At 73.5% G+C, this 20,721-nt stretch carries 19 protein-coding genes and 3 pseudogenes; 16 read left to right on the top strand and 6 right to left on the bottom strand.

All coding sequences use genetic code 11. The features are described from left to right. Window positions 1-290: 290 nt before the first annotated feature. Entirely contained in the window at window positions 291-1,895 is a 1,605-nt protein-coding gene (locus ACFWA9_RS29985) for a glycosyltransferase family 87 protein (protein ID WP_380391151.1), read from the top strand. 47 nt (window positions 1,896-1,942) lie between these two features. Here ACFWA9_RS29985 and ACFWA9_RS29990 read toward each other — a convergent pair whose 3' ends face one another. The 3 genes from ACFWA9_RS29990 to ACFWA9_RS30000 all read right to left on the bottom strand — a co-directional run bounded on the left by ACFWA9_RS29990 (window position 1,943) and on the right by ACFWA9_RS30000 (window position 4,695). After that, window positions 1,943-2,977, bottom strand: a complete 1,035-nt coding sequence (locus ACFWA9_RS29990) for an alanine racemase (protein WP_352288536.1) — start codon at window positions 2,975-2,977, stop codon at window positions 1,943-1,945. A 43-nt stretch (window positions 2,978-3,020) separates the two neighbouring features. Continuing rightward, window positions 3,021-4,139 carry a peptidoglycan bridge formation glycyltransferase FemA/FemB family protein gene (locus ACFWA9_RS29995; RefSeq protein WP_329488776.1) on the bottom strand — a complete coding sequence of 373 codons (1,119 nt, stop codon included), beginning with the start codon at window positions 4,137-4,139 and terminating at the stop codon, window positions 3,021-3,023. Window positions 4,140-4,395: 256 nt separating this feature from the next. Beyond that, window positions 4,396-4,695, bottom strand: coding sequence for a hypothetical protein (locus ACFWA9_RS30000; protein WP_352288535.1), 300 nt, complete (start codon window positions 4,693-4,695; stop codon window positions 4,396-4,398). A gap of 302 nt (window positions 4,696-4,997) precedes the next feature. Between ACFWA9_RS30000 and rpsF the strand changes: the two genes are divergently transcribed. From rpsF to rplI, 4 genes are all read left to right on the top strand, one after another. Beyond that, window positions 4,998-5,288 carry a 30S ribosomal protein S6 gene (gene rpsF, locus ACFWA9_RS30005; RefSeq protein ID WP_329488774.1) on the top strand — a complete coding sequence of 97 codons (291 nt, stop codon included), beginning with the start codon at window positions 4,998-5,000 and terminating at the stop codon, window positions 5,286-5,288. A 96-nt stretch (window positions 5,289-5,384) separates the two neighbouring features. Then, window positions 5,385-5,996 carry a single-stranded DNA-binding protein gene (locus tag ACFWA9_RS30010; protein ID WP_329488773.1) on the top strand — a complete coding sequence of 204 codons (612 nt, stop codon included), beginning with the start codon at window positions 5,385-5,387 and terminating at the stop codon, window positions 5,994-5,996. A gap of 78 nt (window positions 5,997-6,074) precedes the next feature. Beyond that, window positions 6,075-6,311, top strand: a complete 237-nt coding sequence (rpsR, locus tag ACFWA9_RS30015) for a 30S ribosomal protein S18 (protein WP_030304537.1) — start codon at window positions 6,075-6,077, stop codon at window positions 6,309-6,311. 17 nt (window positions 6,312-6,328) lie between these two features. Further along, window positions 6,329-6,775, top strand: a complete 447-nt coding sequence (gene rplI, locus ACFWA9_RS30020; RefSeq protein WP_329488772.1) for a 50S ribosomal protein L9 — start codon at window positions 6,329-6,331, stop codon at window positions 6,773-6,775. Between the two features lie 120 nt (window positions 6,776-6,895). Here the strand turns inward: rplI and ACFWA9_RS30025 are convergent, their stop codons facing one another. Continuing rightward, window positions 6,896-8,224: an MATE family efflux transporter gene (locus ACFWA9_RS30025; protein WP_380391158.1), complete on the bottom strand. Its 1,329-nt coding sequence runs from the start codon at window positions 8,222-8,224 to the stop codon at window positions 6,896-6,898. A 581-nt stretch (window positions 8,225-8,805) separates the two neighbouring features. Here ACFWA9_RS30025 and dnaB point away from each other — a divergent pair. Continuing rightward, window positions 8,806-10,290, top strand: a complete 1,485-nt coding sequence (gene dnaB / locus ACFWA9_RS30030) for a replicative DNA helicase (protein WP_352288629.1) — start codon at window positions 8,806-8,808, stop codon at window positions 10,288-10,290. Between the two features lie 94 nt (window positions 10,291-10,384). On the opposite strand, the gene manA is transcribed toward dnaB, so the two are convergent. Continuing rightward, a complete protein-coding gene (gene manA / locus ACFWA9_RS30035) occupies window positions 10,385-11,584 on the bottom strand; it encodes a mannose-6-phosphate isomerase, class I (RefSeq protein ID WP_380391161.1) in 1,200 nt (399 codons plus the stop codon). A 308-nt stretch (window positions 11,585-11,892) separates the two neighbouring features. On the opposite strand from manA, the gene ACFWA9_RS30040 reads away from it, so the two are divergent. Next, window positions 11,893-12,657, top strand: coding sequence for a polyprenol monophosphomannose synthase (locus ACFWA9_RS30040; RefSeq protein WP_329488769.1), 765 nt, complete (start codon window positions 11,893-11,895; stop codon window positions 12,655-12,657). Window positions 12,658-12,777: 120 nt separating this feature from the next. Here ACFWA9_RS30040 and ACFWA9_RS30045 read toward each other — a convergent pair whose 3' ends face one another. Further along, on the bottom strand, window positions 12,778-13,185 hold the full coding sequence (locus tag ACFWA9_RS30045; RefSeq protein WP_329488768.1) for a helix-turn-helix domain-containing protein: 408 nt from the start codon (window positions 13,183-13,185) through the stop codon (window positions 12,778-12,780). A 107-nt stretch (window positions 13,186-13,292) separates the two neighbouring features. Between ACFWA9_RS30045 and ACFWA9_RS30050 the strand changes: the two genes are divergently transcribed. The 9 genes and pseudogenes from ACFWA9_RS30050 to ACFWA9_RS30090 form a co-directional block, all read left to right on the top strand. After that, entirely contained in the window at window positions 13,293-13,928 is a 636-nt protein-coding gene (locus ACFWA9_RS30050) for an NAD(P)H-dependent oxidoreductase (protein WP_329488767.1), read from the top strand. 120 nt (window positions 13,929-14,048) lie between these two features. Next, complete coding sequence (locus ACFWA9_RS30055; RefSeq protein WP_380391166.1) at window positions 14,049-15,026, top strand: MBL fold metallo-hydrolase; 978 nt, start codon at window positions 14,049-14,051, stop codon at window positions 15,024-15,026. 40 nt (window positions 15,027-15,066) lie between these two features. Beyond that, window positions 15,067-15,642 (top strand): annotated as a pseudogene (locus ACFWA9_RS30060) (molybdenum cofactor guanylyltransferase); the annotation flags it as partial. 149 nt (window positions 15,643-15,791) lie between these two features. Then, window positions 15,792-16,049, top strand: a pseudogene (locus ACFWA9_RS30065) (DUF6457 domain-containing protein); the annotation flags it as partial. Further along, window positions 16,046-17,254 carry a molybdopterin molybdotransferase MoeA gene (locus tag ACFWA9_RS30070; protein WP_380391169.1) on the top strand — a complete coding sequence of 403 codons (1,209 nt, stop codon included), beginning with the start codon at window positions 16,046-16,048 and terminating at the stop codon, window positions 17,252-17,254. The pseudogene ACFWA9_RS30065 and the gene ACFWA9_RS30070, both read left to right, overlap by 4 nt. Continuing rightward, the gene (locus ACFWA9_RS30075; protein ID WP_329488763.1) at window positions 17,251-18,303 is read left to right on the top strand and encodes an NAD-binding protein; all 1,053 of its coding nucleotides are present in this window, start codon (window positions 17,251-17,253) and stop codon (window positions 18,301-18,303) included. Before ACFWA9_RS30070 ends, ACFWA9_RS30075 begins: the two co-directional genes overlap by 4 nt. Before the next feature lie 25 nt (window positions 18,304-18,328). Beyond that, window positions 18,329-18,892 carry a YbaK/EbsC family protein gene (locus ACFWA9_RS30080; RefSeq protein ID WP_352288518.1) on the top strand — a complete coding sequence of 188 codons (564 nt, stop codon included), beginning with the start codon at window positions 18,329-18,331 and terminating at the stop codon, window positions 18,890-18,892. A gap of 112 nt (window positions 18,893-19,004) precedes the next feature. After that, a complete protein-coding gene (locus ACFWA9_RS30085) occupies window positions 19,005-19,982 on the top strand; it encodes an NAD(P)H-quinone oxidoreductase (RefSeq protein WP_329488761.1) in 978 nt (325 codons plus the stop codon). A 162-nt stretch (window positions 19,983-20,144) separates the two neighbouring features. Then, a pseudogene (locus ACFWA9_RS30090) lies at window positions 20,145-20,721 on the top strand (hypothetical protein); the annotation flags it as partial.

Genomic DNA, 20,721 nt, shown 5'->3' on the forward strand with positions numbered 1-20,721 from the left:
GAGCACCTGTGTTTTTGGTGTGTGGTGTTGGTTTTTTATGTGCTTTTGGTGGGCGTGCCGGGCCTCCTCGGAGGTCCGCCACCGCCGTTCCGTCGTTCCCGGCCGGGTGGGCGCGGCGCCGCCCTGCCCGCGCTGCCCTGCCCTGCCCCGTCCCGCCGGTCACCGTCTCGCCGGTCCTCGCCCCGCCGGCACCGGCATTCTCGTCATTTGGCCATGAATCGCCGGATCGGCCCCGGGCCGCTCAGGGGGCCTCCTCGTCCAGCCGGGGGAGGTGCGGCAGGATGTCCGGCATGACGTCGAGCGATCGTGACGAACCCGTCGGCCACATCGGGCCCATCGAGGATTCCGGGCCGGCTCCGGCGGCGCCCGCGAAGGTCGCGCCGCCCGCCACGGTCGCCCCGCCCGCCAACACCGTGGTCGTCCCGGCGGACGAGGACCCGGTGGCCGCGGCCGGCAGCGAGGTGTTCGGCGGCCCGCCCGGCCGCCGCGCGCTGCTGGGCGTCTCCTGGTGGATCCCGGCGCGCTTCCTGGCGCTGGTGGTGATCGTGGTCTCGGTGCTGGGCATGGCGCAGAAGCTGCCCTGCTACGACGCCGCCTGGTTCCAGCCGGGGTCGCCGCAGTACATCCACGCCTGTTACAGCGACATCCCGCACCTGTTCTCCGGGCGCGGCTTCGCGGCCGGCCTGCACCCCTACGTGGACCGGATCCCGGGCACCTCGGGCGATCTGCAGTACCTGGAGTACCCGGTGCTGACCGGGTTCTTCATGCAGATCGCGGCCTGGCTGACGCCCGGCGGCGGCTCGAGCCAGCAGCAGGAGCAGTGGTTCTGGGCGATCAACGCGGGCCTGCTGATGGCCTGCGCGGTGGTCGCCGTGGTCGCGCTCTCCCGCACCCACCGGCGCCGCCCGTGGGACGCGCTGATGTTCGCGCTGGCGCCCTGCCTGCTGCTGAACGCCACCGTCAACTGGGACCTGCTGGCGGTCGCGCTGGCCGCCGTGGCGATGGCCTGGTGGTCCGGTTCGCGGCCGGTCTGGGCCGGTGTCTTCATCGGCCTGGCCACCGCCGCCAAGCTCTACCCGCTGCTGCTGATCGGTCCGCTGCTGCTGCTCTGCTGGCGGGCCGGGCGCTGGCGCGAGTTCCGGGCGATGCTCGGCGGCGCGGTCGGTGCCTGGCTGCTGGTCAACCTGCCGATCATGCTCGCCAACTGGCGGGGCTGGTCGACCTTCTACGTCTTCAGCGAGCACCGCACCGAGGACTACGGCTCGTTCTGGCTGATCCTGATGCAGAGCCGCGGCGTCGGCCTGGCCAACCTCGACCTCTTCATCGGGATCCTGATGGTGCTCGCCTGCCTGGGGATCGCCTGGCTGGCCCTCTCGGCGCCCCGCCGCCCGCGCTTCGCCCAGCTGGCCTTCCTGGTGGTGGCCGCGTTCATCCTGGTCAACAAGGTCTACTCGCCGCAGTACGCGCTCTGGCTGCTGCCGCTGGCGGTGCTGGCCCGGCCGCGCTGGCGGGACTTCCTGATCTGGCAGGCCTGCGAGGTGCTCTACACCCTGGGCATCTGGTCCCACCTGGGCTTCGTCACCGGGCCCAAGCAGCACGGGATCGGCGAGTCCTGGTACCACTTCGCCATCGTGCTGCACCTGCTCGGCACGCTGTACCTGTGCGGCATGGTGATCCGCGACATCCTGCTGCCCGACCGCGACCCGGTGCGCTGGGACGGCACCGACGACCCGTCCGGCGGGGTGCTCGACCACGCCCCGGACGTCTTCGTGGTCGGCACCGCCCGACAGCTGCGGGAGGCGGCGAGCTACGCCGGCTACGCGCCGGCCGGCCCCGAGCTGTGGCTCGACGACGAGCCGCACGCGCCGGAGACCGCCGGCAGCGCCAAGCCGTAGGGCGGGCCGGGAGCCCGTCCGCCCGGACGGGCTCCCGGCCGCGTGCTCTAGCGGTCCACCACGCGGTCGAAGTGCGTGGTGGTGTGCCGGACCTGAAGGACGAGTTCGTCGCCGACCACCGGCGGCTTGGTCTCGTTGTCCAGCAGGAGCAGCGAGACCTGCATGTGCGGCGGCTCGGCGAACCAGAGCTGCTTGCCGGCCCAGTTGAACGGCGACTTGGTCTTGTTGACCGTCGCCAGACCGGCCCGGGCGATGCCCTTGGCCCGCGAGGACATGCCCTGGACGTACTTGGGCGCCTCCAGGCCGATGCCGTGCGCGGTGCCGCCGGCGACCACCAGCAGGTGGCCGTCGGCGGGCGCCGGGTGCTGGCGGTAGCCGTAGCGATCGCCCTTCGCGACCGGGGTGACGTCCAGCACCGTGGCCCGGACCTCCAGCGCGCCGTGGTCGCCGAGCCAGAGCCGGGTGCCGATCCGGGCGCGGAAGACGGTGCCGGGGTAGCGCTGGGCCAGCTTCTCCATGCCGGCCGCGCCGAGGTGGCTGACGAACACGGTGTGCACGGGGATGCCGGCCGCCCGCGCGGTGTCCACCCAGTGCGCGACCTCGTCCACCGGGTCGGAGCCGTCCGGCCGGTCCATCGGCAGGTGCAGCGCCAGGCCCTCGAAGGAGACGCCGTCCAGCTCGGCGGCGACCGCCGGCAGGTCGGCCGCGCTCACCCCGTGCCGGCGCATGGTGGTCATGCACTCCACCACCACCCGCGCGCCGTGCAGCGCGCGCAGCCCGTCCAGGCTCGCCACCGTCCGGATCACCCGGGCGTGCGGCAGCGGCAGCACCTCCTCGCCGACCCGGTACGGGGTGAGCACCAGCAGCTCGCCGCCGTACCAGTCGGCCGCGTCGGCCGCCTCGTAGGCGGTGCCGACGGCCATCACGCCGGTGCCGAGCAGGGTCGCCTCCTCGGCGAGCCGGTGGTTGCCCAGGCCGTAGCCGTTGCCCTTCGCCACCGGCACCAGGCCGGGGAACTCGGCCAGGACGGAGCGCTGGTGGGTGCGCCAGCGTTCGGTGTCGAGGTAGAGCGACAGCGTCATCGGGTCATCTCCCAGGGGGTGTTGGGCACGGCGGGCAAGCGGCTCAGCGGCGCGACATGTAGAGGTCGAGCGCCTTGTGCAGCAGCTTGTTGAGCGGGAAGTCCCACTCGCCGAGGTACTCGGCGGCCTGGCCGCCGGTGCCGACCTTGAACTGGATCAGGCCGAACAGGTGGTCGTTCTCGTCCAGCGTGTCGCTGATGCCGCGCAGGTCGTACACCCCGCCGCCGAGCGCGTACGAGTCGCGCATCATCCGCCACTGGATCGCGTTGGACGGCTTGACCTCGCGCTTGTGGTTGGCCGAGGCACCGTAGGAGTACCAGACGTGCTCGCCGACCACGAGCATCGTGGTCGCGGCCAGCGGCTCGCCCTCGTGGTAGGCGATGTAGAGCCGCATGCGGTTCGGGTCCTCGGAGGTGAGGGCCTTCCACATGCGCTGGAAGTAGGCCAGCGGGCGCGGGGTGAAGCGGTCGCGCTCGGCGGTCACCAGGTACAGCTGGTGGAAGATCGGCAGCTCGTCGTAGCCGCCCTGGACCACCTCGACGCCGCTCTTCTCGGCCTTCTTGATGTTGCGGCGCCAGAGCTGGTTGAAGCCCTTCTGGATGTCGTCCAGCGAGCGGTTGGCCAGCGGCACCTGGAAGACGTAGCGCGGCTGGACGTCGCCGAAGCCGGCGCCGCCGTCCTCGCCCTGCAGCCAGCCGGCCTTGCGGAGCCGGTCGGCCACCTCGAAGGCGCGCGGCTCGTACCAGTCGGCCTCGATGTCGCGCAGGCGCTTGGCCTGCTTGGCGGCGATGGCCTCCTTGATGGTCGGCGCGTTCCACCGGCGGATCACCACCGGCGGGCCCATCTTCACCGAGAAGGCGCCCTGCGACTTGAGGTGCGCCAGCATCGGGGAGAGCCAGCGCTCGATGTCGCGGTCGAACCAGTCGATCACCGGGCCCTCGGGCAGGTACGCCAGGTAGCGCTTGACCTTCGGCAGCTGGCGGTAGAGCACCAGCCCGGCGCCGACGATCTGGTTGGACTCGTCGATCCAGCCGATCGACTCCGAACGCCACTCCGCCTTCACGTCGCCCCAGGACGGCACCTGCATGTGGCTGGCAGAGGCGCGGCTCCTGATGAAGGCGAGGTGCTCCTCGCGGGTGATCGTCCTCAGGCGCAGGCTCATGCTCGGTGCTCCTCGTCGGTCGGGCTGCGGGCGGCCCCAGGTTCTCGGGCTGACCCTATCGTCCGGGGCACCGGCGCCCGCGGCTGCGGGCGTGGCGGCGCCCCCGTCACCTACCTGTCTCACTGAGGAGGTACGTGACGGGGGCGCCGAGAGTTCCGGCGGCGCCGGAGGGGTCGGGGTGGTCGGGGCGGGTCTGGGTGGGTTAGGGCGGGTCTGGACGGTCTGGACGGTCGGGACGGGCGGGGCGTTCGCGGGGCTAGCCCCAGAGGCCGCCGTGGGCCACGCCCAGGTAGAAGCCGAAGGCCGAGGCGGTGAGGCTGATGACCAGGACGAAGCGCTCGGCCGTGGTGACGGAGACGAACTGCCCCCAGAGGCCGGTGACGATGCCGAGGAGTCCGGTCCACGAGCTCAGCAGATGGAGGTTGTGGAAGAACGACGTCGTGAAGGCCAGCACGCCCAACAGCAGGGTGATGCCGACCAGGGTGTTCTCGCGGGGGTGCCGGTTGCCGTCGGTGTTCAGGGTGAGGGCGGGGAACCGGTGGAAGGTCTGGGCCATGTGTCCCACCTCCTGGCGGAGAGACGAACGAGCAGGAAACCCGTTCCGTCCAGATTGCGGTGGTTGGGGCGCGGATCACAACCCCTATGCATTTTGTTCGGCCGTCCGGGTGCGGGTAGGCTGTGCCGTCTGCACTGGTGTAGTTGTGCCCCCTTGCGCCCTCTTCCGGGTGGACGGGGGTCGAGTGTCGGACCGGACCACTACGGTGGGCCGGTGTCGTCACTGACTCCGGTGCCGACGCTGCACAACCCTCCTGCCACGGAGAGACCGTGGCCGCTGAGTCCAAAGGAGGTGGGTTACACATGCGTCACTACGAGCTGATGGTCATCCTCGACCCCTCGGTCGAGGAGCGCGCTGTCTCCCCCCTGATCGAGAACTTCCTCACTGTCGTCCGCAACGGCGGCGGCAAGGTGGAGAAGGTCGACACCTGGGGTCGTCGCCGTCTGGCTTACGAGATCAACAAGCAGTCCGAGGGCATCTACTCGGTCATCGACCTCAAGGCCACGCCTGAGGTCGTCAAGGAGCTCGACCGCCAGCTTGGCCTGAGCGAGTCGGTTCTGCGGACCAAGGTCCTGCGCCCGGACACCCACTGAGCCACCTCTGAGGCCTTCGGGCCTCGGGTAGCTCGCGTCCGCTGTTTCACGTGAAACAGCGGTGAACGGAACTCTTCCGGAGAGGTCATCACCACCATGGCAGGCGAGACCGTCATCACCCTCGTCGGCAATCTCGTCGACGACCCCGAGCTGCGCTTCACCCCGTCGGGTGCGGCGGTCGCGAAGTTCCGCATCGCGTCCACTCCCCGCACCTTCGACCGTCAGACGAACGAGTGGAAGGACGGCGAGAGCCTCTTCCTCACGTGCAACGTCTGGCGGCAGCCGGCGGAGAACGTCGCCGAGTCGCTGCAGCGCGGCATGCGCGTCATCGTGCAGGGCCGACTGCGCCAGCGGTCTTACGAGACCAAGGAAGGCGAGAAGCGGACGGTCTTCGAGGTCGAGGTCGACGAGGTGGGCCCGAGCCTGCGTTCGGCGACCGCGAAGGTCACCCGGGCCAACCGGTCCGGCGCTCCCGGCGGCGGCGGCTTCGGCGGCGGCCAGCAGGGCGGCGGCGGCCAGGGCGGCGGTAACTGGGGCGGCGGTGGCGGTCAGCAGGGCGGCAACTGGGGTGGAAACTCCGGCGGCCAGTCCGGCCCGTCCGACGACCCGTGGGCGTCCAGCGCTCCCTCTGGTGGCAACAGCAACCAGAGTGGCGGCAGCTGGGGCGCTCCGTCCGGTGGCGGCTTCTCGGAAGAGCCCCCGTTCTAAGAGCTGACAGATTTCGTGCGGCCCGGCGCCGGCGTCGTGAGACGCCTGCCGGGCCGTGAACCCCAAATGGAGCACACAATGGCGAAGCCGCCTGCTCGCAAGCCGAAGAAGAAGGTTTGCGTCTTCTGCAAGGACAAGGTCAACTACGTTGACTACAAGGACACGAACCTGCTGCGGAAGTTCATCTCCGACCGCGGCAAGATCCGTGCCCGCCGGGTGACCGGCAACTGCACCCAGCACCAGCGTGACGTCGCCACGGCCGTGAAGAACAGCCGTGAGATGGCGCTGCTGCCCTACACCAGCACCGCGCGCTAAGAGAGGGTGACCAAGTAATGAAGATCATCCTCACGCACGAGGTGCCGGGTCTCGGCTCCGCCGGCGAGGTCGTCGAGGTCAAGGACGGCTACGCCCGCAACTACCTGGTCCCGCGTGGCTTCGCCATCCGCTGGACCAAGGGCGGCCAGAAGGACGTCGACGCCATCCGTCGCGCCCGCAAGATCCACGAGATCCAGACCCTTGAGGCCGCCAACGAGGTCAAGGGCAAGCTCGAAGGCGTCCAGGTCAAGCTGGCCGTTCGCTCGGGCGAGGCCGGCCGTCTGTTCGGTTCGGTGACCCAGGCCGACGTCGTGGAGGCCATCAAGGCCGCCGGCGGCCCGGCCGTGGACAAGCGCGCCGTCGCGATCGCCTCGCCGATCAAGACCGTGGGCACCCACAAGGTCTCGGTCAAGCTGCACTCCGACGTCCAGGCCAACCTCGACGTCGCCGTCGTCGCTGCCTGAGCTCCGTAGCTGTGGCCCGAGGGCCGGTCACCCCTTCCGGGGGGTGGCCGGCCCTCGGTCGTTCCCGGGGCCCGGCGCCGCACCGGAGCCCGGGCTCAGGCGCCGCACCGGGGCCCTGGCTCAGGCCCGCACCGCGCCGGTGACCAGCCACTTGCCGCTCAGGGCGCGCCGGGCCAGGAACGCCGCGCGGACCAGCATGAACAGGTTCATCGCCCACCAGAGCCCGGCCAGTCCGGCGCCGAGGGCCGGCACCGCGAGGGCCACCGGGGCGAAGACCGCCAGCGTGGCCAGCATCGCCCAGGCCAGGTACGGGCCGTCGCCGGCGCCCATCAGCACCCCGTCCAGGACGTAGACCAGGCCGGAGACCGGCTGGCAGAGGGCGAGCAGCAGCAGCACGGTGTTCAGCTGGGCCTGCACCGCCGGGTCGGGCGTGAACAGCGGGACGTACAGCGGCCGGGCCACCACCACCAGCAGGCCGAGCAGCAGTCCGGAGCCGATGCCCCACTCGATCATCCGCCGGGTGGCCGCCCGCGCCCCGGCGACGTCCGCGGCGCCCAGGTGGCGGCCGATGATCGCCTGGCCGGCGATGGCGATGGCGTCCAGGGCGAAGGCGATGAAGAGGAAGACCGTCATGGCGACCTGGTGCGCGGCTATCGCGTCGTCGCCGAGCCCGGCGGCGACCGCGGTGGCGATCATCAGGATGGCGCGCAGGCTCAGCGTGCGGACCATCAGCGGTCCGCCGGCCCGGGCGCAGGCCCGGATGCCCGCCGCGTCCGGCCGCAGCGAGGCGCGCTCCCGGCGGGCCCCGCGGACCACCACGACCAGGTAGGCGGCGGCCATCCCGGTCTGGGCCAGCACGGTGCCCCAGGCGGAGCCGGCTACCCCCAGCCCGGCGCCGTACACCAGGCCGACGTTCAGGCCGATGTTGGCGGCGAAGCCCGCGACCGCCACCAGCAGCGGGGTGCGGGTGTCCTGGAGGCCGCGCAGCACGCCCGTGGCGGCCATCACCATCAGTATCGCGGGGATGCCGAGCGCGCTGATCCGCAGATACGTCACGGCGTAGGGCGCGGCGGTGGCCGAGGCGCCCAGCAGGTCGGCCGCCCAGGGCGCCAGCAGCAGGGCCAGGGCGACCACGCCGAGCGACAGCGCGAGGGCGAGCCAGATGCCGTCGATGCCCTGCTGGATGGCGGCCCGGCGGTCGCCGGCGCCGATCCGGCGGGCGACCGCGGCGGTGGTGGCGTAGGCGAGGAAGACGAAGACCCCGGTGGCGGTGGTGAGCGCGGCCGAGGCGACACCCACACCGGCCAGCTGGGGGGTGCCGAGGTGGCCCACGATGGCCGAATCGGCCAGCAGGAACAGCGGCTCGGCGACCAGGGCGCCGAAGGCCGGGACGGCCAGGGCGAGGATCTCCCGGTCGTGCCGGCGGCGGTCGGTGGTGGGGGCGGTCATGGGGTCAAGGCTACTCATCCACAGGTAATGACCGCCAGCCGGTTTGGAGTGTTACTCGAAATCCTGAGCGACGAGTCCGCGGTGCTGTGTGTCCACGGCCACTCGGTTGCGTGTGAAGAATTTCTCATGCACAGCCCTCGAACGAGGTAATACCAGGTCATCGGGTTGACGGTGGATCGATGGTCCGGTTATCCACAGGGCTTTCCACAGGGGCGTCCACAGGTTTGCGGTACTTCTCCACAGCCTCCGGCCGCTCGTCCACACCCCCTGTGGATAACCGCCTTGGCTGAAGGGCTTCCGGCGCCTTAGCGTGGGCTCTCCGCCCGACACTCCCACCCGCCCCGGCGTCCGATTTGTCGGTGCGGTGGAGGTAGAAAGAGGGGCGCGGCTCCGCTCCACCCAGCCACCGGCAAGGCCCGCTCCAACTCGCACCACTCGCTGATCGGGGAACACGCGTGACCGGCCCCCAGTACGACGACCACGACGCCCCGCCGCCGGAGGAGGACTGGCAGACCGCGGACGACCCGTTCCCGGTCGGTGCCTTCGCCGACGCCCCCTTCCCCGACGGTCCCGGCGACCGGCTGCCGGTCGCGCGCGGGCGCGGCCAGGGCGGCCAGGGTTCGGGCTCCGGCTCCGGTTCCGGCGGGTTCCAGAAGGGCGGCGGCAAGGGTTCGGGCGGCTTCCAGCGCGACGGCGGCAAGCGGCGCCAGGACGACGAGGACGAGCGCTCCGCGGCCGACGGCTTCGAGCGGGTGCCCCCGCAGGACCTCGCCGCCGAGCAGTCCGTCCTCGGCGGCATGCTGCTGTCCAAGGACGCCATCGCCGACGTGGTCGAGGTGCTGAAGCCGGCCGACTACTACCGGCCCGCGCACGAGCTGATCCACGGCGCCATCCTCGACCTCTACGCCCGCGGCGAGCCGGCCGACCCGATCACCGTGGCCGGCGAGCTGACCAAGCGCGGCGAGCTCGTCCGGGTCGGCGGCCCCGGCTACCTGCACACCCTGGTCAACTCCGTCCCGACCGCCGCCAACGCCGAGTACTACGCCGAGATCGTCCACGAGCGGGCGGTGCTGCGCCGGCTGGTCGAGGCCGGCACCCGGATCGCGGGCATGGGCTACGCCGCCGAGGGCGACGTCGACGAGATCGTCAACGCGGCCCAGGCGGAGATCTACGCCGTCACCGAGCAGCGGACCAACGAGGACTACGCGCCGCTCTCCGACATCATGGAGGGCGCCCTCGACGAGATCGAGGCGATCGGCTCCCGCAACGGCCAGATGTCCGGCGTCCCGACCGGCTTCGCCGACTTCGACCAGCTCACCAACGGCCTCCACCCCGGCCAGATGATCGTCATCGCGGCCCGCCCTGCCATGGGGAAATCGACCCTGGCCTTGGATTTCGCGCGGGCCTGTTCGATCCAGCACAAGTTGCCGAGCGTGATCTTCTCGCTCGAAATGGGGCGCAACGAGATCGCCATGCGTCTGCTCTCGGCGGAGGCCCGGGTGGCGCTGCACCACATGCGCTCGGGGAACATGACGGACGACGACTGGACGCGGGTCGCCCGGCGGATGCCGGACGTCAGTGAGGCGCCGCTGTTCATCGACGACTCGCCGAACCTGTCGATGATGGAGATCCGCGCCAAGTGCCGCCGGCTCAAGCAGCGCAACGACATCAAGCTGGTCGTCATCGACTACCTCCAGCTGATGCAGTCCGGCGGCTCCCGCCGGGCCGAGAACCGCCAGCAGGAGGTCTCGGACATGTCGCGAAACCTCAAGCTGCTGGCCAAGGAGCTGGAGGTGCCGGTGATCGCGCTCTCCCAGCTGAACCGTGGTCCCGAACAGCGCACCGACAAGCGGCCGATGGTCTCCGACCTGCGCGAGTCCGGCTCGATCGAGCAGGACGCCGACATGGTCATCCTGCTCCACCGCGAGGACGCCTACGAGAAGGAGTCCCCGCGCGCCGGCGAGGCCGACCTGATCGTCGCCAAGCACCGTAACGGTCCGACCGCCACCATCACGGTGGCCTTCCAGGGCCACTACTCGCGCTTCGTCGACATGACGCGGGACTGACCGCGCCGCTCCGGCCGTGCGAAGGGCCCGTACCCGGTGGGGTACGGGCCCTTCGCGTCGCCGGCTCGCGACGGCGCGCGGGGGTGGCGGGGCGTCAGAGCGTCACGGTGGCGCGGAAGACGGTGGCGTCGTCGCCGTCGAGGCGGGTGGCGGTGCCGGTCGCGGGGAGGAAGACCGACCTGCCGCGGGCGAGGTCCAGCACGGTGCCGTCGGCGGCGGTGAGCCGGGCCCGGCCGGCGGTGCAGAGCAGGATCTGCGGGGCGCGGCCGTCGAGTTCGCGCTCCCGGCCGGTCAGCACGAAGCGGGAGAGCCGGAACTCGTCGATCGGGACGGGGAAGAGCTCCTCCCCGGGGGTGGTGTCGACGGCGGTCGGCAGCAGCAGCTCCGGCGCTCCGGGGGTGAAGTCCACCACCTTCAGCAGCTCCGGCACATCGATGTGCTTGGGCGTCAGCCCGGCCCGCAGGACGTTGTCGGAGTTGGCCTGCAGCTCGACGCAGACGCCGTGCAGATAGGCGTGCGGCACGCCCGCACCGAGGTAGAGCGCCTGGCCGGGCCGGAGCCGGACGGCGTTGAGCAGCAGGCCGCCGATCAGGCCGCGGTCGCCGGGGAACTCGCGGGTGATCCGGCCGTAGAGCGCGTAGGGGCCGTCGGGGTCGCCGGCGGCGGCCTTGTCCACCGCGTCGGCGGTCTCCCGGACGGTCGCGGCGGCCGTGGCCTCGTCCATGGTGAGGATGGCGGCCAGGGTGGCGCGCAGGGCCTCGGCCTCGTCCTCGGCGCCGAGCAGCGCGATCAGCGGGTCGAGCGCCGGCACCCGCAGCCCGGCCATCAGGGCGGCCGCCCCGGCCGGTGTCCGGAAGCCGCAGAGGCCGTCGAACTCGTCGAGCGCGCAGATGAGTTCGGGCTTGTGGTTGGCGTCTCGGTAACTGCGGTGCGGGGCGTCGAGCGGCACGCCCAGGGCGTTCTCGGCGGCGTACCCGGCGCGGGCCTGGTCCAGGGTGGGGTGCGCCTGGATGGAGAGCGGGATGCCGGCGGCCAGGACCTTGAACAGGAACGGCAGGGCGGGCCCGAACCGGGCCACGGTGGCGGCGCCCAGCTCGCCCTCGGGGTCGGCGGCGATGAGCTCGTCCAGCGGTCGGAGCCCGTCGCCCCGGTCGGCGCGGGAGGGCGCTCCGGGGTGGGCCCCCATCCACAGCTCGGCCTGCGGTTCCCCGGTCGGTTCCTGCCCGAGCAGCTCGGGGAGCGCGGTGTGCGACCCCCAGGCGTACGGGCGGACAGTGTTGACGAGCCTGTCCATGCGCGCGGTCCTGCTCCTCTGCTGCTGTGGCTGGTGTGCCGGATCGCCGGGAGACGGCCCGGCGGGCGGGTGGTCCGGGCAAAGGCTGGGCATCGACCCTAGCCGACCGGCGCCGTCGGAAGGGAAACGGCCGGGGTCGGCCGGGAGTGCCAGAGCCGTACCGGCTGTTCGAGGACGCGGTAGTAGGATGCCAGGACGCAGTAATTTCCACAGTGGTTTCCAGGTCGGCGGGATGCCGACGGGGACTGCGTCTCAGAGTGCGGGCAACGGTGACTGGCACTTCCCGCCACCGGCCGAGAGGTTTGTACGTGACCGTGAACCAGCAGAGTTTTGCTGATCTCGGCAGGGTGCTGGTGATCATCCCGACGTTCAACGAGGCGGAGAACGTCGAGCGGATCGTCGGACGGGTCCGTGCGGCCGTGCCCGAGGCCCATGTCCTGGTCGCCGATGACAACAGCCCTGACGGGACCGGCGAGCTGGCCGACAAGCTGGCCGCCGAGGACCCGAACGTGCAGGTCATGCACCGCCGGGGCAAGGAGGGGCTGGGCGCCGCCTACCTGGCGGGCTTCCGCTGGGGCATCGACAACGGCTACGACGTCCTGGTCGAGATGGACGCGGACGGCTCGCACCAGCCCGAGGAGCTCGACCGGCTGCTGGGCGCGCTGCGCGGCGCCGACCTGGTGCTCGGCTCGCGCTGGGTGCCGGGCGGCCGGGTGGTGAACTGGCCGAAGTCGCGCCTGCTGCTCTCGCGCGGCGGCTCGACGTACTCGCGGCTGATGCTGAACGTGCCGATCCGGGACGTCACCGGCGGCTACCGGGCCTTCCGCAAGGAGACCCTGCTCGGCCTGGGCATGGACGAGGTCGCCTCGGCCGGCTACTGCTTCCAGGTGGACCTGGCCTGGCGCACGGTGAAGGCCGGCTTCAAGGTGGCCGAGGTGCCGATCACCTTCGTGGAGCGCGAGCTGGGTGCCTCCAAGATGAGCCGCCACATCGTGCTGGAGGCGCTCTGGCGCGTCACCTCCTGGGGTGTCGCCGACCGGGTCGCCAAGCTGACCGCCCGCGCGAAGGGCTGACCGGCGGCCGAAGAGACCGACCGCGCCCGGGCCCGCCTGTGAGAACAGGCGGGCCCGGGCGCTTCGTGCTGTCCGGGGTGGGCCCGTCCGGCGGGGCGGGCGGGGTGCGGCGCGGGCGGGTCAGCAGGAGCCGGGCTGCTTGAGGGCGCTGTCCGGCAGGTAGCGGTCGGCCCAGACGGCCAGCTCGGTCAGGGCCGGGCGCAGCGCGGCGCCCGCCTCGGTGAGCCGGTAGCTGACGCGCAGCGGCGGGCCCTCGTCGACCTGGCGCAGGACGAGTCCGGCCTCGGCCAGTTCGGTGAGGCGGTCGGAGAGCATGCGTTCGCTGATGCCGGGGACGGCCCGGCGCAGTTCGGAGAAGTAGCCGGGCCCGTTGTTGGTGAGCGTGGCCACGATCAGGCCGGTCCAGCGCTTGCCGAGCAGGGTGAACACCCGGGTCAGCGCGATCTCCGTGCCGGTGCAGGCGACCACCGCCGCCCCGTGTTCCCCGGGGGTGGCGTGGACCTGCTCGGTCACCTCTTGCTGGGCCATGGGTACAGCGTACCGGTCTGTCCGCTAGTGACTGCAGAAAAGTAAGCTGCTACGGTACTAATAGCTGCGGCGGAAAGAGCAGCTGCTTACTTTGATGGAGGTTCGCCATGCCCACTCTGCTGCACATCGACTCGTCCGCGTTCACCGACGGCTCGGTCTCCCGCGAGGTCTCGGCCGCCTACCGGGCCGCCTGGCAGGCCCAGCACCCCGACGGCACGGTGATCCACCGCGACCTCGCCGCCCTGCCGGTGCCGCACCTGGACGCCCACGGCATCTCCGCGGCCTTCACCCCCGCGGAGGGACGCAGCGCCGAGCAGGCGGCGGCCTTCGCGCTGCGCGAGGAGCTGATGGCGGAGCTGGAGCGGGCCGACGCGATCGTGATCGGCACCCCGATGTACAACTTCACGATCCCGTCCAGCCTCAAGGCCTGGCTGGACCAGGTGATCCTGATGGGCCGCACGGCGGGGGACACCCCCTCGGCGGCCGGGACTCCGGTGACGGTGGTCGCGGCCCGCGGCGGCTCCTACGCGCCCGGCGCCCCGCGCGAGCCCTACGAGTTCGTCACCACCTACCTGGAGAAGGTGCTGACCGGGATGCTCGGGCTGGAGGTCGAGTTCATCGTCCCCGAGTTCACCCTGGCGGCGACGGTGCCGGCGATGGCGGACTTCGTGCAGCACGCCGCCGACTCCAAGGCCCGGGCGCTGGAGGACGCGGCGCGCCTGGCGAAGGCCTCGGCCGCCTGACGACGCCGTACCCCGCGCGGAAGGCGTGCCCCGCCGGGCGCGCCTTCCGCGCAATCGGCGGGCCGTGCTCCCATGCTGTAGGGCGCAGGGAGTCCGAGCGCCGACCGGAGGGAGCAGCCAGTGACGTCGTCCTCGCCCGAGGGGAGCGCCGCCGCGGAACGCGCGGGCGCCGCGGACGGCGACCAGGCCGGGGCGGACGGGGCGGACGCGGCCGGGACGGCCGGTGTCCGGCCGCTGGAGATCGCCGTGTTCACCGGTCCCGAGTCGGCCTTCTTCGCCACCTCGACCCTGATCCTCGGCGAGCGGACCGCGATCCTGGTCGACGCCCAGCTCACCCGCAGCGCCGGCCGCGAGCTGGCCGAGTGGGTGGCCGGCAAGAACCGACGGCTGCTGGCCATCGTGATCACCCACCAGCACCCCGACCACTACTTCGGTGCCGAGGAGGTGCTGAAGCTCTTTCCGGAGGCGCAGCTGCTGGCCGCGCCGCCGGTGGTGGACGGCATCCTGCGCACCGCGGCCGCCAAGGTCGCCCAGTGGAAGCCGGTGTACGGCGACGACATCCCCGACCACCCGCTGGTGCCCGCGCCGCTGCTGCCCCAGCCGCTGATGGTCGACCGCCAGGTGATTCCGGTGCTGCTGTTCGGCCAGGGCGACTGCGAGGGGTCCACGGTGGTCCACGTGCCCAGCATCCGCACCGTGCTCGCCGGTGACTTCGTCTACAACGGCACCCACGTCTGGACGGCCGACACCACTCCGGAACAGCGCACCGCGTGGGTGCGCAACCTCGGCCGGATCGCCGAACTCGGCGCCGACCGCGTGATCGCCGGGCACCGGGCGCCCGAGCAGGACGACGACGCGGGCCGGGTGCTCGCCTTCACCGGTGAGTACCTCCAGGACTTCGACCGGCTGCTGGCCGCACACCCGGACGACGCGGAGGCGCTGGTCGCCGCGGTGGGCGAGCGGTACGGGGAGCTGACCCTGCCGGCCATCCTGGAGCTGAGCGTCGCCGCCAACCTCGCCCGCCCCCGCCCCCGCCCCCTGCCGGACGAGGACGGGATCGTCGACGCCGAACTGGTCGACGAGGACCCCGAGGACTGAGCCGGGGCGGACCGGGCGCCGCGGCGCGGATACTGGCGGCATGACGCCGTACGACGTGATCGTGCCCGCCGGGGGCGCCGCCCGCCGGCTCGGGGGAGCGGACAAGCCCGGGCTGACCGTCGGCGGGACGGCCCTGCTCGACCGGGTGCTCGCCGCCGCCGCCGGTGCCCGCACCACCGTGGTGGTCGGCCCGGCCCGGCCCACCGCCCGGACCGGGATCCGCTGGACCCGCGAGCGGCCGCCCGGCGGCGGACCGGTGGCGGCCGTCGCGGCCGGTCTGGCCGAGGTGACGGCCGAGGTGGTGCTGCTCCTCGCCGCCGACCTGCCGTTCCTGGACGCGCGGACCGTCGGCCGGCTGGCCGGGGCCCTCGCCGGGGCGGGGCCGGAGACCGGGGCGGTCGTCCTGGTCGACGCCGGCGGCCGCGACCAGCCGCTCGCCGCCGCCTACCGCACCGCGGCCCTGCGCGCCGCGCTGGCCGTCGCCGGGGACCCGGCCGGGCTGCCGCTGCGCCGGCTGACCGGCGGCCTGCGCACCCTGCGGCTGGCCGACACCGACGACGTGAGCCACGACTGCGACACCTGGGAGGAGCTGGAACTGGCCCGGGAACGGGACCGCTCCCGCTGACGCCCGCCGCCCCCTCTCATGGAGTCCCGGCCGGCCGGTTCACGGGGGCCGGCGGCCCGCCGTGCGGGAGACGACGCGCGGCGCTCATCGGGGAAACATCCCGGGGAAACCGCCGATCAGGCAGCATGGGGCCCATGGAGCGCACGCTGGATGACTGGATGGCCGAGGTCCGGGCCGAGCTGGGGATCGACCTGGACGTCGATGTCCCCGGACTGCTCGACCTCGCCCGGGTGGTCGCGCACGGGGTGGCCCGGCCCGCCGCGCCGCTGACCGCCTTCCTGGTCGGCTACGCGGCCGCGCAGCGCGGCGGCGGCCCGGAGGCCGTCACCGAGGCGTCCCGGCGCACCGCCGAACTCGCCGAGCGCTGGACGGCGGCGGCCGGGCCGGAGCACCCGTGAGCACGGTCGAGGAGGCCGCGGTGCCCGGTGGACGCTCCGCCGCCGGCCCGCTGACCTGGCCGCAGGCCCGGGCGGCCGCCCGCCGGGCCGGTCTGCACCCGCTCCCACCGCAGCGCCTGGACCTGGCCGAGGCGCTCGGCCGGACCCTGGCCGAGCCGCTCACCGCCCTCACCGACCTGCCGGCCTTCGACACCTCGGCGATGGACGGCTGGGCCGTCGCCGGACCGGGCCCCTGGCGGGTCGCCGGGCGGATACTGGCCGGGCAGTCGGGCGTGCCGCCGCTGGAGGACGGCGCGGCCGCCGAGATCGCGACCGGCGCCCAGCTGCCGCCCGGTGCCACCGCGGTGCTCCGGCGCGAGCACGGCGAGCGGATCGGCGCCCTGCTGCACGACCGGAGCCCGGGCTCGCTGACCACCGGCCAGGACGTCCGCCCGCGCGGTCAGGAGTGCCGCCGGGGCGAGGCGCTGCTGGCCGCCGGCACCCCGGTCGGCCCGGCCGTGCTGGGCCTCGCGGCGGCCTGCGGCCACGACGGGCTGGCGGTCCGCCGCCGTCCGGTCGTCGAACTCCTCGTCCTCGGTGACGAACTGCTCTGCGCCGGGGTCCCGCGGCCCGGCCTGGTCCGGGACGCGCTCGGCCCGCTGCTGCCGCCCTGGCTCCGCGCGGCCGGTGCCGAGGTGGGTGAGCCGCGGGCCGTCCGGGACGACTTCGGCCTGCTCCGGGACGCCGTCCGGCACTCCACCGCCGACGTGGTGGTCACCACCGGCGGCACGGCCGCCGGTCCGGTCGACTTCCTGCACCGGGCCCTGACCGAGGCCGGCGCCCGGCTGCTGGTCGACGGCGTCGCCGTCCGCCCCGGCCACCCCATGCTGCTCGCCGAACTCCCGGGCGGCCGCCACCTGGTGGGCCTGCCGGGCAACCCGCTGGCCGCGGTGGCCGGCGCCGTCACCCTCGCCCTGCCGCTGCTGCACGCCCGGTGCGGCCGGTCCGCCGGCGAGCCGGCGCTCGCGCTCGCCGCCGTGGACCTCGCCGGCCATCCCGTGGACACCCGGCTGCTGCCGGTGCGCCGCACCGCGCACGGCGTCGTCCCGCTGGCCTTCGACGGCCCGGCGATGCTGCGCGGCCTGGCCCGGGCCGAGGCGCTCGCCGTGGTGCCGCCCGGCGGCGCGGCGCAGGGCGCCACCGTCGAACTCCTGGAGGTCCCGTGAGTGCCCGCCGCCGTGAGTCGCCGCTGCGCCCGGTGACCCCCGGCACCGAGCCGTGGGCGGACGCCGGCATCGTGCTGCCCGCCCGGCGGACCGCGCCTGCCTTCCAGCAGGTCGGTTCACGGCTGCTGGTGGCCCTCGGCGTGCTGGTGGCCACCACCGTGATCGTCTGGCTCGACCGGGCCGGCTACAACGACAACGCCGGCGGCGGGGTGAGCTTCCTCGACGCGGCGTACTACGCCACCGTCACGCTCTCCACCACCGGGTACGGCGACATCACGCCGTTCAGCGACAGCGCCCGGCTCACCAACATCTTCGTGATCACCCCGCTGCGCGTGGTCTTCCTGATCATCCTGGTCGGCACCACGCTCGAAGTGCTCACCGAACGCACCCGTCAGCAGTGGCGGTTGAACCGCTGGAGGTCCACCGTGCGCGAGCACACCGTCGTGATCGGCTACGGCACCAAGGGGCGCAGCGCCGTCGACACCCTGCTCGGCCAGGGGGTGCGCAAGGAGGAGATCGTGGTGGTCGACCCGCAGCGCAAGGTGATCGACCAGGCCGCCCAGCACGGCCTGGTGGGAGTGGTCGGCGACGCCACCCGGACCGACACCCTGCTGCGCGCCGGACTGCCCGCGGCCGCGCGGGTGGTGGTGGCGCCGGAGCGGGACGACACCGCCGTCCTGATCACGCTGACCGCGCGTCAGCTGACCAAGGCGGCCACCGTGGTCGCGGCCGTGCGGGAGGACGAGAACGCCCCGCTGCTGCGGCAGAGCGGCGCCGACGTGGTGGTGACCAGCTCCAGTTCGGCGGGCCGGCTGCTCGGCATGTCGATGCTCAGCCCGCACGCCGGCGCGGTGATGGAGGACCTGCTCACCTACGGCAACGGCCTGGACGTGATCGAGCGTCCGGTGACCCGGGCCGAGGCCGGGCACGGCCCGCGTGAGTGCGAGGACCTCGTGGTGGCGGTGGTCCGCGGCCGCCGGGTGCTCAACTACACCGAGCCGGAGGCCCAGGTGCTCCAGCTCACCGACCGGGTGATCGTCATCAAGTGATCCGCCGGTGACTACAGTTCGTGTCATGAACGATCAACCGCAGCTCCCCTTCGGCACGTTCGAGACGGTCGCGCCGGCCCTCGACGTCCGCGACCTGCTGGCCGGGCCGGTGGCCGACGCCCTCGCGGCCTGGGCGGACCGGGAGGCCGCGCGGTCCGTCCTCTACGTGGACACCGACCCGGAGAAGGCGGACACCGCGGTGTTCTGCGAGACCTACGGGGTGCCGCTGGAGGCCTCGGCGAACTGCGTGGTGGTGGCCGCCAAGCGCGGCGGGGAGACCACGCGGGCCGCCTGCCTGGCGCTCGCCCACACCCGGGTGGACGTCAACCGGGCCGTCCGCAAGCGCCTGGAGGCGCGCAAGGCCTCGTTCGCGCCGATGGACGCGGCGGTCGAGCTGACCGGGATGGAGTACGGCGGCATCACGCCGGTCGGGCTGCCCGCCGACTGGCCGCTGCTGATCGACGAGGCGGTGGCCCGGGCGCCGTACGTGCTGGTGGGCAGCGGGCGGCGGCGGGGCAAGCTGATCCTGCCGGGCCGGGCGCTGGCGGCCCTGCCGGGCGCCGAGGTGCTGGCCGGGCTGGCCGGCTGAACAGGGGTGCTCCCGGCGGGCCGGCCGGGAGCGCGGACCGGGTTCGCTCGGCGCTCCCGCGGACCGCGCGGGGCGCCCCCGCCGCCCCGTCAGGACGCAGTAGCTTCGGGTCATGCATGCGATGACGATTCCCGAACCCGGCGGTCCCGACGCGCTGGTCTGGGCCGAGGTGCCGGACCCGGTGCCCGGTGACGGCGAGGTCCTGGTCGAGGTGGCGGCGACCGCCGTGAACCGGGCCGACCTGCTCCAGCGCCAGGGCTTCTACAACCCGCCCCCCGGCAGCCCGCCCTACCCCGGCCTGGAGTGCTCGGGCCGGATCGTCGCCCTGGGGGCCGGCGTGGCCGGCTGGGCGGTCGGCGACGAGGTCTGCGCGCTGCTGGCGGGCGGCGGCTACGCGCAGCGGGTCGCGGTGCCGGCCGGGCAGCTGCTGCCGGTGCCCAAGGGGCTCGACCTGGAGCAGGCCGCCGCGCTGCCGGAGGTCGCCTCGACGGTGTGGTCCAACGTCTTCCTGGTCGCGCACCTGCGCCCGGGGGAGACGGTGCTGCTGCACGGCGGGGCGAGCGGCATCGGCACGATGGCGATCCAGCTGGCCAAGGCGGTCGGCGCCCGGGTGGCGGTGACGGCGGGCAGCGCGGAGAAGCTGGCCCGGTGCGCCGAGCTCGGCGCCGACATCACGATCAACTACCGCGAGCAGGACTTCGTCGAGGTGCTCAGGGAGGCCACCGGCGGCGCCGGGGCGGACGTGATCCTGGACCTGATGGGCGCCGCGTACCTGCAGCGCAACGTCGACGCGCTGGCGGTCAACGGCCGACTGGTGATCATCGGGCTGCAGGGCGGCGTGCAGGGCGAGATCAACCTGAACACGCTGCTGCGCAAGCGCGGCGCGGTGATCGCGACCAATCTGCGCGGGCGGCCGCTGGCGGAGAAGGCCGCGATCGTGGCGGCGGTGCGCGAGCACGTCTGGCCGCTGGTCGAGCAGGGCCTGGTGCGGCCGGTGATCGACCGGGTGCTGCCGCTGACCGCGGCGGCCGACGGGCACCGGGCGCTGGAGGCCGGCGATCAGGTGGGCAAGGTGGTGCTGCGGGCCTGAGGCGGGGCGGGGTCGGCGGGCCCGGGGAGCCGGTGGCCGGGCGGGGCGGTTGGTGCACAGCCGTTCGAAATGCCCGGAATGTCGGATTGTGTGACGCTGGTCCGGAGCTGTCCCGCCGCCGACCCCGCCCGTGCGCGGTCGGCCGTCGGAAGGACCTCGACCGTGGCCGCACCTTCGACCCCCTCGAACGCGCTCCTCGGGCCGCTGCCCGCCGCGCCGCCCCACGGCCGTACCCGCACCCGGGGCCGGGCCGGTACCGGTACCCCCCGTGATCGGGGCGACCACCGGGTGCGGCGGCTGCTGACGATGGCGGTGCTTGGCCTCGCCCTGCCGCTAACCGTCGTGCCCCCGGCGGCGGCCGCCGGTCCGCAGCGGCCGTCCGGCCCGTGGGAGGCGGTCGCCGGGCCCGCCGCGTCGGACCCGCCCACTGCGCCCGCCGAGCCGTCCCAGCCGTCCCAGCCGTCCGAGCCGTCCGAGCCGTCCACCGCCTCCGAGCCCGGCGCTCCGGCGGCGGACGGGCCGCAGCCCGGCGGCCCCGGGTGGTCCGGTTCGCCCTCGCCCTCGCCCTCCGCCGACGCCGGTCCGGCGTCCTCCGAGGCCTCGCCCCCGCCCGCCGCCGCACCCTCGGCGGAGCCGTCGGCGGCCGCGCCCCCGAGCACGCCGCCGGCCCCGGCCGCCACCCAGCCGCCCCCGGCCGCCCTCTCGGCGGCCGCCGCGCCGCCGTCGCACCAGGACTGGC

Origin of the sequence: Kitasatospora sp. NPDC059973 (assembly GCF_042737525.1) — a bacterium.
Taxonomy (GTDB): domain Bacteria; phylum Actinomycetota; class Actinomycetes; order Streptomycetales; family Streptomycetaceae; genus Kitasatospora.